This window comes from Pseudomonas sp. LBUM1666, assembly GCF_059695775.1.
The window spans coordinates 451,004-466,648 of record NZ_CP166789.1 but is presented as its reverse complement, the minus strand read 5'-3'; the positions used below and the strand labels follow the sequence as shown (position 1 = coordinate 466,648).

Annotated in this window: 11 protein-coding genes and 1 pseudogene; 6 read left to right on the top strand and 6 right to left on the bottom strand. The window is 59.0% G+C overall.

The window, feature by feature from the left end; genetic code table 11:
* The first annotated feature begins 86 nt into the window (after positions 1-86).
* Complete coding sequence (locus tag ACA056_RS02105; RefSeq protein WP_497270141.1) at positions 87-1,889, top strand: acyl-CoA dehydrogenase; 1,803 nt, start codon at positions 87-89, stop codon at positions 1,887-1,889.
* 98 nt (positions 1,890-1,987) lie between these two features.
* Here the strand turns inward: ACA056_RS02105 and ACA056_RS02100 are convergent, their stop codons facing one another.
* From ACA056_RS02100 to ACA056_RS02085, 4 genes and pseudogenes are all read right to left on the bottom strand, one after another.
* The gene (locus tag ACA056_RS02100) at positions 1,988-2,719 is read right to left on the bottom strand and encodes a methyl-accepting chemotaxis protein (protein WP_415767652.1); all 732 of its coding nucleotides are present in this window, start codon (positions 2,717-2,719) and stop codon (positions 1,988-1,990) included.
* Between the two features lie 132 nt (positions 2,720-2,851).
* A pseudogene (locus ACA056_RS02095) lies at positions 2,852-3,880 on the bottom strand (HAMP domain-containing protein); the annotation flags it as partial.
* A 145-nt stretch (positions 3,881-4,025) separates the two neighbouring features.
* Positions 4,026-4,328, bottom strand: a complete 303-nt coding sequence (locus tag ACA056_RS02090) for a cell division protein ZapA (protein ID WP_129439108.1) — start codon at positions 4,326-4,328, stop codon at positions 4,026-4,028.
* Positions 4,325-4,555: a hypothetical protein gene (locus tag ACA056_RS02085; RefSeq protein ID WP_497270139.1), complete on the bottom strand. Its 231-nt coding sequence runs from the start codon at positions 4,553-4,555 to the stop codon at positions 4,325-4,327. The genes ACA056_RS02090 and ACA056_RS02085 overlap by 4 nt, the downstream gene beginning before the upstream one ends.
* A 275-nt stretch (positions 4,556-4,830) precedes the next feature.
* On the opposite strand from ACA056_RS02085, the gene ACA056_RS02080 reads away from it, so the two are divergent.
* The 4 genes from ACA056_RS02080 to selO all read left to right on the top strand — a co-directional run bounded on the left by ACA056_RS02080 (position 4,831) and on the right by selO (position 13,542).
* Positions 4,831-6,456, top strand: a complete 1,626-nt coding sequence (locus tag ACA056_RS02080; protein WP_497270137.1) for a methyl-accepting chemotaxis protein — start codon at positions 4,831-4,833, stop codon at positions 6,454-6,456.
* A 446-nt stretch (positions 6,457-6,902) separates the two neighbouring features.
* Positions 6,903-8,645, top strand: coding sequence for a potassium/proton antiporter (locus ACA056_RS02075; protein ID WP_497270135.1), 1,743 nt, complete (start codon positions 6,903-6,905; stop codon positions 8,643-8,645).
* Positions 8,646-8,679: 34 nt separating this feature from the next.
* Positions 8,680-12,030, top strand: a complete 3,351-nt coding sequence (gene mscK, locus ACA056_RS02070) for a mechanosensitive channel MscK (RefSeq protein WP_497270133.1) — start codon at positions 8,680-8,682, stop codon at positions 12,028-12,030.
* A gap of 48 nt (positions 12,031-12,078) precedes the next feature.
* A complete protein-coding gene (gene selO, locus ACA056_RS02065; RefSeq protein ID WP_497270131.1) occupies positions 12,079-13,542 on the top strand; it encodes a protein adenylyltransferase SelO in 1,464 nt (487 codons plus the stop codon).
* A gap of 18 nt (positions 13,543-13,560) precedes the next feature.
* Here the strand turns inward: selO and ACA056_RS02060 are convergent, their stop codons facing one another.
* The gene (locus ACA056_RS02060) at positions 13,561-13,782 is read right to left on the bottom strand and encodes a hypothetical protein (RefSeq protein WP_497270129.1); all 222 of its coding nucleotides are present in this window, start codon (positions 13,780-13,782) and stop codon (positions 13,561-13,563) included.
* Positions 13,783-13,985: 203 nt separating this feature from the next.
* Here ACA056_RS02060 and trxC point away from each other — a divergent pair, with 203 nt between their 5' ends.
* Positions 13,986-14,420 carry a thioredoxin TrxC gene (gene trxC / locus ACA056_RS02055; RefSeq protein ID WP_497270127.1) on the top strand — a complete coding sequence of 145 codons (435 nt, stop codon included), beginning with the start codon at positions 13,986-13,988 and terminating at the stop codon, positions 14,418-14,420.
* Positions 14,421-14,578: 158 nt separating this feature from the next.
* Here the strand turns inward: trxC and ACA056_RS02050 are convergent, their stop codons facing one another.
* Positions 14,579-15,349 (bottom strand): ParA family protein, encoded by a 771-nt coding sequence (locus ACA056_RS02050; protein ID WP_497270125.1) that lies wholly within the window; start codon positions 15,347-15,349, stop codon positions 14,579-14,581.
* Between the last annotated feature and the right edge of the window lie 296 nt (positions 15,350-15,645).

Below are 15,645 nucleotides of genomic sequence, written 5' to 3'. Positions count from 1 at the left end.
CTCCACCATCACGCTCATCAATCATCCTGTTCAGCCTCTACCCCCACGCCTAGACTCGGCCCATTCCAAAAAAAAGGTAGGCCGCCATGTCCGAGACGTTGCTCAGTTCCCGCAATCTGGCTTTCGAGCTGTATGAAGTCCTTGATGCCGAGGGCCTGACCCAGCGTGAGCGTTTCGCCGAGCACAACCGCGAGACCTTCGATGCTGCCATTGGCACCGCCCGCTACATCGCCGAGAAGTTCTTCGCTCCGCACAATCGCAAGGGCGACGAGAATGAGCCGCGCTATGAGGACGGTCAGGCGATTCTGATTCCGGAGGTGAAACCGGCGGTGGATGCCTTCCTTGAAGCCGGTTTCCTCAACGCTGCGCGCAGTTTCGATGCGGGCGGCATGCAACTTCCTACGCTGTTGTCCCAAGCCTGCTTCGCACATTTTCAATCGGCCAACGCGGCGTCGACCTCTTATCCGTTCCTGACCATGGGCGCGGCGAACCTGATCGAAAGTTTCGGCACCGAGGAGCAGAAACAGCGCTTCCTGCAACCGATGATCGACGGTCGCTTCTTCGGCACCATGGCGCTGACCGAACCGCATGCCGGCTCATCGCTGTCGGATATTCGTACCCGCGCAGAACCTGCTTCTGACGGCACCTATCGACTCAAGGGCAACAAGATCTTTATCTCTGGTGGTGATCACCCGCTATCGGAAAACATCGTGCACATGGTGCTGGCCAAGCTGCCGGATGCACCGGCCGGGGTGAAAGGGATTTCGCTGTTCATCGTGCCCAAGTTTCTGGTCAACGATGACGGCAGCCAGGGCAAACGTAACGACGTGCTGCTGGCCGGCTTGTTTCACAAGATGGGCTGGCGCGGCACCACCTCCACTGCGCTGAATTTCGGCGATAACGGTGAGTGTGTCGGGTATCTGGTAGGCAAGCCGCACCACGGCCTGAGCTACATGTTCCAGATGATGAACGAGGCACGGATCGGCGTCGGCATGGGCGCGGTGATGCTCGGTTACGCCGGGTATTTGTATTCTTTGGAGTACGCCCGCGAGCGTCCGCAAGGTCGCGTGCCGGACAGCAAGGACCCGAATACCGCGCCAGTGGCGATCATTCAGCACGCCGACGTCAAACGCATGTTGCTGACCCAGAAAGCCTACGTCGAAGGCTCGTTCGACCTCGGGTTATACGCGGCGCGACTGTTTGACGACACCACGACCCTTGAGACTGAAGCCGAGCGCAAACAGGCCCATGAACTGCTGGATTTGCTGACACCAATCGTCAAATCCTGGCCGTCGGAATTTTGCCTGAAGGCCAACGAACTGGCGATCCAGATACTCGGCGGCCATGGCTACACCCGCGAATACCCGGTGGAGCAGTATTACCGCGACAACCGCCTGAACCCGATCCACGAAGGGACTCACGGCATTCAATCGCTGGACTTGCTGGGCCGCAAACTGGCCCAGAACGGTGGCGCGGGGCTCAAGCAATTGATCCGTCTGATTGCCGATACTGCCGAGCGCGCACAAGCGTATGAATCGTTAACCGCGTTGCGTGAGCCGCTGGAGAAATTGGTGGCGCGCCTGCAAGTGGTGACCATTGGTTTGCTGACGGATCTGGGGCAAGGCAAGGTCAATAGCAGCCTGGCGAACTCGGCGCTGTACCTGAAAGTGTTCGGGCACACGGTGATTGGCTGGCGCTGGTTGGAGCAGGCGATTCGCGCTGAGGAAGGGTTGGCCAAAGGGAATGTCGCGGATGTGAGCTTCTATAAAGGCAAGCTGCAGGCGGCGCGGTATTTTCTGACGTGGGAAGTGCCGGGTTGCCATCATGAATTGGCGATTCTTGAGGCTCGGGATGATGTGTGCCTGAACATGCAGGATGAGTGGTTCTGATCCTGAATCTTTGGCATAGCTGAAAACCAATCGCGAGCAGGCTCACTCCTACAGTTGAAATGCGATCAACTGTAGGAGTGAGCCTGCTCGCGATGGCGTCAGCTCAGTTTGAAGCTACCCATCTGCCGCGCCAAATCATCGGCCAACCGCTGCAACGTCTGACAATCCTCGCGACAAGCCCTGACCTCCCCCGCGGTGGCACGGGCCAAATCAGAAATCCCCTGCACGTTCCGGTTAATCTCTTCCGTCACCGCCGACTGCTCTTCCGTCGCCGCCGCCACCTGATGGTTCATGTCGCTGATGCGCTCCACCTGCCCGGTAATCGCCGTCAACGACACCCCGGTCCGCTGGCTCGACTCGACGCCCGTGCCGGTCGCCGCTTGCCCGGAATGCATCGATGACACCGCGTTTTCCGCGCCTTGTTTGAGGCTGCCAATCATCTGTTGAATCTCATCAGTCGACGACTGCGTCCGCCGCGCCAATGTCCGCACCTCATCCGCCACCACGGCAAACCCACGGCCCATGTCCCCGGCCCGCGCCGCTTCGATGGCCGCGTTGAGCGCGAGCAAATTGGTCTGCTCGGAAATCCCGCGAATCACTGCCAACACCTGATCGATGGACGCCACCTGATGGGCCAACTCGCCCACCGCACTGGCAGCGAGGCCAATCTCATCGGACATGCTTTCAATATGCCGGATCGACCCGCCCACCACTTCCCGCGCCTGCATCGCCTCATCCCGGGCGGTTTGCGAAGCCACGGCAGCGTTGCCGGCATTCTGGGCGATTTCCTGCACGGTCAGGCCCATTTCGTGGACGGCGGTGGCGACCATGTCGGTCATTTCCTGCTGACGACCGGAACGCTCGGCGGTGTTGTCCACCACCCGAGCCACCTGGCCGACTGCCGTGCGTAAACGCTCGCTGGTGGTCAGCACTTCGCCGATCATCTCGCGCTGGCTTTCCAGGAATCGATTGAAGCCGCGAGCCAGGTCACCCAGCTCATCGGCGCGACTGGAATCTAACCTGTGGGTCAAATCTCCACCACCGCTACCGATGGCTACCAGTGCCGCTGTTACCTGACGGATCGGCCGCACCAATCCACGGGCCAACAACACCACCAGCATCAGGCAAACCAGCGCCACCGCCAGGCCGATGCCGCTGCTCATCCACATCGCGCGGCGGGCTTCGGCGTAAATCTGCGACTGTGGCACTTCGGCCACCAGGGTCCAGCCCAAGTCCCGTAACGGCAGGCTTAACGCCAGATAATCTTCGCCATCGCGATCGAAGCTGCTGTGGGTGGCAGCTTGTTGGCCCATGACGGCTTGCGCTGCCGTGGCGCCAATCTGTTCGGCCAAGGAGCGTTTGCCGCTGAATTGCGCTTCGGGGTGAACCTGGATCAAACCGTCGGAACGCACGAGATAGACCTTGCCGCGCTCACCGAAGTTGAAGTTGTGGATCAGCTCCGACAGCTCTTTCATGCTCAGGCCAAGCCCGGCAACGCCCACGACTTTGCCGGCTTGCTCGACCTTGAGGTCGATGAACAGCGCCAACTCTCCGGTCGCGGTGTCATTGTCGATATTGAGGGTGCGCGGCTGGTTGCTGTCGAGGAATGAATAGAACCAGGCGTCTTTGGGGTTGGAGCGGCTGAGGGTCCGGTCCAGGCCTTTTTCGGTGAAGTAGTGGTTTGAAGCGGTGCCGACGATCAGCGCGGTAAAGGCTTTGTGCTCGGCGCGAATGCCTTCCAGATACTCCACGAACGTGGCGGTCTGAGCGCTGTTTTCGCCCCCGGCCAACCAGTCGCGCACCATGCTGTTGCTGGCGATGTCCTTGGCGGCGGTAAGAGGTTGAACGAGGATTCGTTCGATGTCGTTGCGCATCGCTTCGATGCTCGACGGTAGCGCTTGTTCGACCAGATAGCGCTCGGCGAGACGGTTGACCACGAGGGTATAAATGCCAACCACGATCAGAATACTGACCAGCAGGGCGGTGCCCATGCTCAGGATCAACTGCCATTGAATACTGCGTCGCCAGAACTGCATGGAGCACCCCCAAAGAATAAGAGGCTGAAACACTGCAACAGCCGTGCCGATTGTATACAACACAAACGACAATTTATTCTTTGGTTGTGTGCAAAGCCGATCAGGCCTGATTGATCGTCTTGGAGATCACTTCAACCGTGGCGCTGACTTGCTCTTGGTAACGGTCGAGTTCCTGCTTGTGCTGTTTCTGCATTTCGATCTGCTGGGAACACAGATTCATCGCGGCCAGCACCAGCAAGCGGTCACCGATCAGTGTCGGGTACTTCTTTTTGGTGTCAGCCAAGGCAGCCTTCAGCATTAACGCGGCGTCCAGCAGGGTTTGCTCTTCCCCGGCCGGCGCCTTGATCGAATAGTCCTCCCCCAGGATCGAGACGACTTTTACCCCTGCGGCGCCGTGATTCATGCGCTGACTGGGCCGGCGCTGACGCGCTCAACCAGGGCCTGGATACGAGCAGCGGTGGCACCTTGTTTCTCTTCCTGTTCCATCAGCGCCAGTTGCAGGCTTTCGTTTTCATCCTTGGCATGGGCCAGTTCTGCGCTCAGGGTTTGGTTAGTGCCGAGCAGGGTCTGGTTCTGTTGCACCAGGTCGCTGACCAGCTGTTCCAATTGGCTTAGGGATGCTTCCAACATTTTGATTTTCCAAGCATTTTCAAAGGGCGCGTACGATAAAGAAAAGTCACCACGGATGCCAGGGTTATTGGGGCGCAAGGCCTTGATTTTCCTGGCGGGCGACCTTCCTCGCGAACTTTAAAGACTGTGATTGGCGAATCTGGTTCCTGCACTTCGTCGCCGGAGCGGTTGTGCGACAAAAACGCGCAGGGCCTCAAGACTTTAGTCGTATGACCGATAAGTCACCCATACGTCAGTCTCAGCGCCGCACGGATGCGCTCTTTTCGGTAAACACCATGTCCCTTCGTAATATGAATATCGCACCGCGGGCGTTCCTCGGTTTCGCCCTGATTGGCGGTTTGATGCTGGTTTTGGGGGTATTTGCCTTGAACCAGATGAGCAAGATTCGCGGCGCCGGTGAAGACATCGCCTCCATGAGTGTGCCGAGCATCAAGAGCCTCGACGAATTCACTCAGCTGACACTGCGCCTGCGGGTGCTGTCCTACCGTTTGCTGGTGAACCGCGAACCGGACGTGCAGCAGAAAACCTTCGAGCTGTTTGACTTGCGCAATCAGCAGATCCGCGACGCTCAACGAGTCTACGAACCGCTGATCGACGGCCCGCAGGAGCGTGCGGCTTACGATCAATACGTGCAGTTGCTGGCGCAGTATCGCCAACTCGAAGACCGGATGAAGACGCTGTCGCGCAACAACCAGGTCGACGAACTGCGCACCATGCTCAACAGCGAATTGCTCTCCAACTCCGAAGCGGTCAACTCGGCCCTGGCAAAGTTGCTTGAGATAAACACCCGACAGATCGAAGCAACCGACACCCTTGCCGGTGAGCAATATTCGACGTCTCTCAATCTGGTGATCACTTTGCTGGTCATCGCCAGCGGCCTGACCTTGCTCTTTGCCTGGTTGTTGACCAACAGCATCACCAAGCCGATCGCCAACGCCCTGAGCGCTGCCGAAGAAATTGCTGAAGGCAACCTGACCCGCCCGATCACCGTAGACGGTGAGGACGAAGCCGGCCGCTTGCTGCTGGCCATGTCGAAAATGCAGGACAAGCTGCGCGACACCCTGCAACGGATTTCCGGTTCCGCCACACAACTGGCGTCCGCCGCTGAAGAGCTCAACAGTGTCACCGACGAAAGCGCCCGTGGCCTGACCCAGCAGAACAATGAAATCGAACAGGCCGCCACCGCGGTCAACGAAATGACCAGCGCCGTGGAAGAAGTCGCGCGCAATGCCGTCAGCACGTCCGAAGCCTCGAAAAATGCCACCACCTCCGCCGGTGATGGTCGTGACCTGGTGCAGGAAACCGTCAGCGCCATCGAACGCATGAGCGCCGATGTGCAGAGCACTGCGACCCTGATTGGCGACCTGGCCAACGAGTCCCGGGACATCGGCAAAGTGCTGGACGTGATTCGCGGCCTGGCTGACCAGACCAACTTGCTGGCATTGAACGCAGCCATCGAAGCGGCCCGTGCCGGTGAGGCCGGTCGTGGTTTTGCCGTGGTGGCGGACGAGGTTCGTGCACTGGCGCATCGCACCCAGCAGTCGACCAGCGAAATCGAACGCATGATCGGCAGCATCCAGAGCGGTACCGAACACGCGGTGGATTCGATGCGCAACAGCACCGAGCGTGCTGAGTCGACGTTGAACATTGCTCGTGGTGCTGGCATGTCGCTGGACACTATTAATAGCGCCATCGTCGAAATCAACGAACGCAACCTGGTGATCGCCAGCGCTGCCGAAGAGCAGGCACAGGTGGCCCGCGAAGTGGATCGCAATCTGGTGAACATTCGTGATCTGTCGGTGCAGTCGGCGACCGGGGCGAATCAGACGAGCGCTGCCAGCAATGAGTTGTCGCGGTTGGCGCTGGACCTGAACAACATGGTTGGGCGGTTTAGCCTCTGATCGGGATTGGTGGTGCTTTCAAGAGCCACCCCTCACCCCAGCCCTCTCCCCATAGGGGAGAGGGGGAAAGGGAGCAGATCTTCGTGCTGTTCAGAACCTGAGTTCGACTCGCAATCTCAGGTCGCAATATTTCGCACAAGCACCTCGGTCAGTCCCCTCGCCCCTCTGGGGAGAGGGGGAAAGGGAGCAGATCTTCGTGCTGTTCAGAACCTGAGTTCGACTCGCAATCTCAGGTCGCAATATTTCGCACAAGCACCCCGGTCAGTCCCCTCGCCCCTCTGGGGAGAGGGTTAGGGTGAGGGGTCGGTTGCAAGTCGAACAAAATCCAGGCCACGCACTGTCAAAAAACCTTTTTGACAGCATCACATTTCAACAGGTTAGAATCGCTGGCACGCAGACTGCATGGTCAGTTTGTGCCCGCCTTTCAGCTTTCTGGAGTACTGCCTTTGAATGCGACGACCATCAACAGCCTGTTCTTGATCGGCGCGTTGCTGGTAGGTGCAAGCATTCTGGTGAGCTCACTTTCATCGCGCCTCGGTATCCCGATTCTGGTGATCATCCTCGCGGTGGGCATGTCGGCCGGCGTCGATGGCGCCGGCATTATTTTCGATAACTACCCAACGGCTTATCTGGTCGGCAACCTCGCGCTGGCCGTCATCCTGCTCGACGGCGGCTTGCGCACCCGGGTTTCCAGCTTCCGCGTGGCGTTATGGCCGGCGCTGTCGCTGGCGACGGTCGGGGTGTTGATCACCACCGGGCTGACCGGCATGGCAGCCGCGTGGCTGTTCAACCTGAACCTGATTCAGGGCCTGCTGATCGGCGCTATCGTCGGCTCCACCGACGCTGCGGCGGTGTTCTCGCTGCTCGGCGGCAAAGGCCTGAACGAACGGGTCACCGCCAGCCTCGAGATCGAGTCCGGCAGCAACGACCCGATGGCGGTGTTCCTCACCGTGACCCTGATCGACATGCTCGCCAGCGGCCAGACCGGCCTGCAATGGAGCCTGCTCGGGCACTTGATGCGTGAGTTCGGTATCGGTGCTGTCATCGGCCTGGGCGGCGGCTGGGTCATGCTGCAACTGGTCAACCGTATCCACTTGGCTACCGGCCTTTATCCGATCCTGGTCATTGCTGGCGGATTGGTCGTGTTTGCCCTGACCAACGCCTTGCACGGCAGCGGCTTTTTGGCGGTGTACCTGTGCGGCCTGGTCATCGGCAACCGCCCGGTGCGCAGCCGCCACGGCATTTTGCACATGCTCGACGGCATGGCCTGGCTGGCGCAAATCGGCATGTTCCTGGTACTGGGGCTGCTGGTAACGCCCCACGACCTGTTGCCGATTGCCTTGCCCGCTCTGGGTCTGGCGCTGTGGATGATTCTGTTTGCCCGGCCGTTATCGGTAATGGTCGGCCTGCTGCCGTTCAAGGCGTTCCATGGGCGCGAAAAGGCGTTCATTTCCTGGGTCGGGTTACGCGGCGCGGTCCCGATCATTCTCGCGGTGTTCCCGCTGATGGCCGGCCTGCCCAACGCCCAGCTGTATTTCAACCTCGCCTTCTTTATCGTGTTGGTGTCGCTGCTGGTGCAGGGTACGAGCCTGCCGTGGGTGGCGAAGCTTTTGAAAGTGACCGTTCCGCCGGAGCCGGCGCCAATCTCCCGCGCAGCTCTGGAAGTCCACGTCACCAGTGAATGGGAGCTGTTCGTTTATCGCCTCGGTGCCGAGAAATGGTGCATCGGCTCGCCCCTTCGCGAGCTGAAAATGCCCGAAGGCACCCGCATTGCGGCACTGTTTCGTGGCCAGCAACTGCTCCATCCGTCGGGTAGTACGGTGCTCGAAGTCAACGATTTGCTGTGCGTAATCGGCCATGAACACAACCTTCCGGCCCTCGGAAAACTCTTCAGTCAGGCACCGCAACGGGGCCTCGATTTGCGCTTCTTCGGCGACTTCGTACTCGAAGGAGACGCCCAGCTGGCTGCGGTTGCGGCGCTGTACGGATTGAAAGTCGAAGGCATAGATCCGGACATGTCGCTCGGCCACTTCATTGCCCATAAAGTGGGCGGTGCACCCGTAGTCGGTGACCAGGTGGAGTGGAACAACACCATTTGGACCGTCGCGGTCATGGAAGGGAACAAGATCGGCAAAGTGGGCGTCAGATTCCCCGAAGGAAGTCGCCCCGGTCCGGGACTCTTCCTCTAAACTCCACACTTCGTCTCGTTTTCGATCGGTCTCTATGTCAACCCTGCGCACCTTTTTCGTCATGGCCCTGCTGGGCTTGAGTCTTTCTGTCGGTACATTGCAAGCGGCCGAACCGCCGTCCAGCGAAGCCGTGCAGGCAAACCTGAACAAGATCGCCGACCGCAAATTGCCGGAAGCCGATCAGAAAGCCCTCCAGAGCATCCTGCAAAGCACGCTGACACAGCTCAACAACCAGCGTGATTACGAGCAGAAACTGGCCGATCTCAAGCAGCAACTGGCCAACGCCCCAAAGCAGAACATCGAGAACCAGCGAGAACTGACCAAGCTCAAAGCCTCCAAAGTGCTGCCAGTACCGCAGCGCTATGCCAAAGAGCCTATTCAGCAACTGGAGCAAATGCTCACCGAGCGCTCCACCCAGCAAAGCGATCTGCAGAAAGCCCTGGCTGACGCCAACAGTCTGGTGATTACTGCCCAGACCCGCCCCGAGCGCGCACAGGCCGAAATTTCCACCAGCCAGACACGCATCCAGCAGATCAACAACATCCTCAAGATCGGCAAGGACGCTGGCAAGACCTTGACCCCTGAGCAACGCGACCTGCTCAACGCCGAACTCGCAGCACTGAACGCCCTGATTCCGTTGCGTCGCCAGGAACTGGCCGGCAACAATCAACTGCAGGACTTGGGCAACAGCCAGCATGACTTGCTCTCGGAAAAATCCGATCGTCTGGATCAGGAAATCCAGGAGCTGCAAACCCTGATCAACCAGAAGCGCCTGGCCCAGTCCCAGGAGACGGTGACGCAGCAATCCATCGAAGCGCAAAAGTCCGGCGGCAGCACCCTGCTGGCTACCGAAAGCGCGGCCAACCTGAAACTCTCGGACTATCTGCTCAAAAGCACTGACCGCCTCAACGAAGTCACCCAGCAGAACCTGCAGACCAAGCAGCAACTGGACAACGTGACCCAGAGCGATTCGGCGCTGGACGAGCAGATCAACGTGCTAAAGGGCAGCCTGCTGCTCTCCAAGATTCTTTACAAACAGAAACAGGCCCTGCCACGCCTCAAGCTCGACCGTGACCTGGCCGACCAGATCGCCGATATTCGCCTCTATCAATTCGAAGTCAGCCAGCAACGGGAACTGCTCAGCAACCCGGCGACCTACGTCGACAACCTGCTGTCGACTCAGCCTCCCGAGCAGGTCACCCCGCAACTGCGCAAGAGCCTGCTGGAACTGGCCACGACCCGCGCCGACCTGCTGGAGCGGCTGAACCGCGAACTCAGCGCGGTGCTCAACGAATCCATCACGTTGCAACTCAATCAGAAGCAACTGCTCAGCACCGCGCAAAGCCTGCGGGCGACCCTCGATGAGCAGATGTTCTGGATTCCCAGCAACAAACCGCTGGACCCGGAGTGGATGCGCGCCGTACCGGAGCGCCTGGAACGTCAGGTCACTACGCTGCCGTGGGCTTCCAGCCTGAGCGAATTAAGTGACGGTCTGACCCAACGGCCGCTGCTGTTCCTGCCCCTGGCGCTGTTGATCGGTGCCCTGCTGTGGCGGCGCAAAAGCCTGTATGCCCGACTGAGCAAAGTTCACCAGGACATCGGCCACTTCAAACGCGACAGCCAGTGGCACACGCCGCAGGCAATCCTGATCAACATTCTGCTGGCGATGCCGGTCTCCCTGGGCCTGGCCTTGTGTGGCCTGGCCTTGCAAATCGACGCCCGCGGACAAAACGCGAACATGGGCGCGGCGCTGCTGCAAATGGCCCAGGCCTGGCTAGTGTTCTACACCGCTTACCGGATCCTCGCGCCGGGCGGCGTGGCCGAACTGCATTTCCGCTGGGAAAAACCTCAGGTCGAATTCCTGCAGGGCTGGGTCCGTCGACTCGGGCTGGTGGTCATGGCGTTGGTCGCGGTGGTGGCAGTCGCCGAGCTGCAACCCGCGACCCTGGCCGATGACGTACTCGGCATGCCGGTAGTGCTGACCTGCTACGCGTTGATGGCCTGGCTGCTCAGCCGCCTGTTGATCAGCAGCCCGACTCACCAGAACGCTTCGCTGTTCCGCAAGGCCGTGGGGATCATGTTCACCGTCCTGCCTGTCGCGTTGTTCGTGGCGGTGTGCTTTGGCTACTACTACACCGCGCTGAAGCTCAGTGACCGGTTGATCAATACCCTTTACCTGCTGATGTTCTGGCTGGTGATCGAGGCCACCTTCGTGCGCGGCCTCAGCGTTGCGGCACGCCGTCTGGCCTACCAGCGCGCCCTGGCCAAACGCCAGGCTGCGAAAGAGGCCGGTGACGGTGAAGCGGTGATCGAAGAGCCGACCCTGGACATCGAGAAGGTCAACGAACAGTCCCTGCGCCTGATCCGCCTGGCACTGCTTGGCGGGTTCATCGCGGCGCTGTATTGGGTCTGGTCCGACTTGATCTCGGTGTTCTCGTATCTGGACAACGTCACCCTCTACGAATACACCAGCGGCACTGGCGCCAACATGAGCATGGTGCCGATCAGCATTGGCGACATGCTCGGCGCGCTGATCATCATCGGCATCACCTTCGCCCTCGCGCGCAACTTGCCGGGGTTGCTGGAAGTGTTGGTGCTGTCGAAGCTGAACCTGGCTCAGGGCAGTGCCTATGCCACCACCACCTTGCTGTCTTACGTGATCGCTGGCATCGGTTTCGTCTCGACCCTGTCGACCCTCGGCGTGAGTTGGGACAAGTTGCAATGGCTGGTGGCGGCGCTGTCGGTGGGTCTCGGCTTCGGGATGCAGGAAATCTTCGCGAACTTCATCTCCGGGATCATGATCCTGTTCGAGCGTCCGGTGCGGATTGGCGACACCATCACCATTGGTAACCTGTCCGGTACGGTGAGCAAGATCCGCATCCGCGCCACGACCATCACCGACTTCGACCGCAAGGACATCATCGTCCCGAACAAGACGTTCATTACAGGGCAACTGATCAACTGGTCCCTGACCGACACCATCACCCGAGTGACCCTCAAGCTCGGTGTCGATTACGGCTCGGACCTGGACCTGGTCAAGGAATTGCTGCTCAAGGCCGCGCGCGATAACCCGCGAGTATTGAAAGACCCGGAACCCCACGTGTATTTCCTGAACTTCGGCGAAAGCACCCTCGACCATGAGTTGCGCATGCACGTGCGTGACCTCGGTGACCGTAACCCGGTGCTCGATGAGGTCAACCGCTTCATCAACCGCGAGTTCAAGAAACAGCACATCAACATCTCGTTCCGGCAGATGGAGGTTTACCTCAAGAATCTCCACGGCCAGGAATACAAAATGGTGCCCATCGAGCCGGAAACCAAAACCATCGTGCCGCTGGTTGATGGCAAGTCGCCGCAAGAGCCACCACCGGCCAAGCTCGACTAAGCGGCTTATCCCTAGCAGAATGCTCGGACATTCTGCTGGAGATGGCCCTTGAAAGCCCTCGACGAACTGACCTTCGATAATCGTTTCGCCCGCCTGGGCGATACGTTTTCCGCCCACGTGCTGCCCGAGCCGATCGACAACCCGCGCCTGGTGGTGGCCAGCCCCGCCGCCATGGCGCTGCTCGATCTCGACCCTACCGTGGCCGAAACGCCGGAGTTTGCCGAACTGTTCAGCGGCCATAAGCTCTGGGCTGACGCGATCCCGAGGGCGATGGTCTATTCAGGTCATCAGTTCGGTTCCTACAACCCACAGTTGGGCGATGGTCGCGGTCTGTTGCTGGGCGAGGTCTACAACGAGGCCGGCGAGCATTGGGACCTGCACCTCAAGGGTGCCGGCCAGACGCCCTTTTCACGCATGGGTGATGGACGGGCGGTGCTGCGGTCCTCGATCCGCGAATTTCTCGCCTCCGAAGCGCTGTATGCCCTGAACATCCCGACCACCCGCGCCCTATGCGTGATCGGCTCCGACACGCCGGTGTGGCGCGAGAAGCCGGAACGCGCGGCCATGGTCCTGCGCATGGCGCCGAGCCATGTGCGTTTCGGGCATTTCGAATATTTCTACTACACCAAACGTCCCGAGAAGCAGAAAGAACTCGGCGACCACGTGCTGGCCATGCATTTCCCGGAATGCCTGGAACAGCCAGAACCGTACCTGGCGATGTTCCGCGAAATCGTCGAGCGCAATGCCGAGCTGATCGCCAAATGGCAGGCTTATGGCTTCTGCCACGGCGTGATGAACACCGACAACATGTCGATCCTCGGCATTACCTTCGACTACGGCCCGTTCGCCTTCCTCGACGACTTCGACGCCCACTTCATCTGCAACCACTCCGATGACCAGGGTCGTTACTCCTTCAGCAACCAGGTGCCGATCGGCCAGTGGAACCTCAGCGCCCTGGCCCAGGCCCTGACGCCGTTCATCAGTGTCGAAGCCCTGCGTGAAACCCTCGGCCTGTACCTGCCGCTGTACCAGGCCCATTACCTGGACCTGATGCGCCGCCGCCTTGGTTTCACCATGGCCGAAGACGATGACCAGAAACTGCTGGAGCACCTGCTGCAACTGATGCAGAACAGTGGCGTCGATTACACCTTGTTCTTCCGCCGCCTCGGCGATGAATCACCGGAACCGGCCGTCGCCCGGTTGCGCGATGACTTTGTCGACATCAAGGGCTTCGATGCCTGGGGCGAGCTCTACATCGCCCGGGTTGCCCGTGAAGGCGAGGCTGATCAGGCACAACGCCGTAAACGCATGCATGCGGTCAATCCGCTCTACATCCTGCGCAACTACCTGGCGCAGAAAGCCATTGATGCGGCGGAAAGCGGCGACTATGCAGAAGTTCGCCGGTTGCACGCGGTGCTGAGCAATCCGTTCGAGGAGCAGCCGGGGATGGAGAGTTACGCCGAGCGGCCGCCGGAATGGGGCAAGCATCTGGAGATCAGTTGTTCTTCTTGAGGTAGAACACTGAATATTTCAGATTGGCATTGATCGGTGCTCGAGATCGTAGGCTTCGATATGGTCGCCTATGATCGACACCAGACCCTCCAGCGGATGCAATTCATCGTTGCCCATCATTTCTAGCAACTCATTGCGCGATTCGACCAACCGTTCGTATTCAGTTTCGGATTCAGGTCGTTTTAACAACCATGATACGGACGGCCAATATTCAATGGCTTGTTTGACGATATCGCTCATTTTTGTGCCTATTTGGTTGCTATCGGAAAGTGCGAGTGAAGATTAAGAGTTGAATCACTCGCTATCTAGCAGACAGAGGCACCCTGACCTGTAGGCCACCTCTCCAATTGCAGAAGGCTCCTGCCTACATATCTCTGCCTTGATAAACGGGGGCTTTGCCTCCAGATCCATCGCATCGCCTGCCAACTTTCGAAGAGCCAACCATGTCTGACCCACTCCACATCCCCTGCCCCCACTGCAACGGCCTCAACCGCATCCCTGCCGAACGCCTCAACGACCATCCAAAATGCGGTCGCTGCAAAGCCGAAGTCCTGCTGAGTAAACCCTTCGAACTGAAGCAAAGCGATTACGCCAGCCAGATCAAAGGTGATCTGCCGTTGCTGGTGGACGTTTGGGCGGATTGGTGTGGGCCGTGCAAGTCGTTTGCGCCGGTGTTCGAGCAGACGGCAGTGCAATTGGCGGGCAAGTGTCGACTGGCCAAGCTGGACAGCGAGGCGAACCAGCAGCTGTCGGCGCAGCTGGGGATCCGTTCGATCCCGAGCCTGATTCTGTTCAAGAACGGCCGGGAAGTGGCGCGTCAGAGCGGCGCCTTTCCGTTACCGCAATTGATGAGCTGGTTGCATAGCCAAGGGATCTGACCAAGAACTCAAAAAACACACCGATCGAAATGTGGGAGCGAGCTTGCTCGCGATGAGGGCGTGACATTCAACATTGATGTTAACTGGCAGGTCGCCATCGTCGGAACGCCGCCCGGAGCAAGCTCGCTCCCACAGTGGTTCGGTGTTGTTTGCAGGAATCAGGTGCTTTCGAGAAGGTTGTGCAGATCGACGAATTGCTGCGTCAGCTTATGACGCGGGTCGAGGTGGATCAGCGGCGTGTTGGCCTGGTGGGATTCACGCATGCGCACCGAGCTGCCCAGGTACACCGGTAACACCGGCAGGCCTTCGGCGATCAGTTCGTCGAGAATTTGCTGGGGCAGACTGGCGCGAGCCTGGAACTGGTTAACGACAATCCCTTCGACTTCCAGCCCTTCGTTATGGTCTTCCTTCAATTCTTCGATTTCTGCCAACAAGCCGTACAACGCCTGACGCGAGAAGCTGTCGCAATCGAACGGAATCAGCACACGATCAGCGGCAATCAGGGCCGAAACTGCGTAGAAGTTCAGTGCTGGCGGGGTATCAAGGTAAATCCGGTCGTAATCGCCTTCCAACTCCTCGAGCAATTTACGCAGCTTGTTGATCTTGTGTTTGGCCTCAAGCTTGGGCTGCAAGTCAGCCAGTTCAGCTGTGGCCGTGATGACGTGGAGGTTGTCGAATGGGGTTTCGTAGATATCGACCTGATTTTTCTTCGAGAACGGTCCGGAAGACAGGGTCTGTTTGAAAAAGTCGGCAATGCCCATCGGAATGTCATTACCGGTGAGGCCCGTCAGGTACTGAGTGGAGTTGGCCTGGGCATCGAGATCCACCAAGAGTGTGCGATAACCCTCGCTGGCACTGACCGCCGCCAGATTGCAGGCAATGCTGGATTTGCCTACGCCACCTTTCTGATTGAACACCACGCGCCGCATGTCAAAACCTCCGTGTATCAAAGAATGACCGAGTGTAGTAGTCCACGGCGCTGCTTAGCTACCTCGCCGACATCGGGACTACACAGTCATCGGCAATCTCTTAATAAAAAATCCGCTAACTCTGCCGTTGACCACTGACAGAGCCGACAGACATGACCACCACGATGTGGATAATGGCCAAACGACAGCTATGCACGAACCAACCGGTACATTTCATTGAGCAAAATGTAACCATCATTTGCTACACGCCCGCTGCAACGGGATAATGCGCGCCACTCGGCGCTAAGCGCTACGTA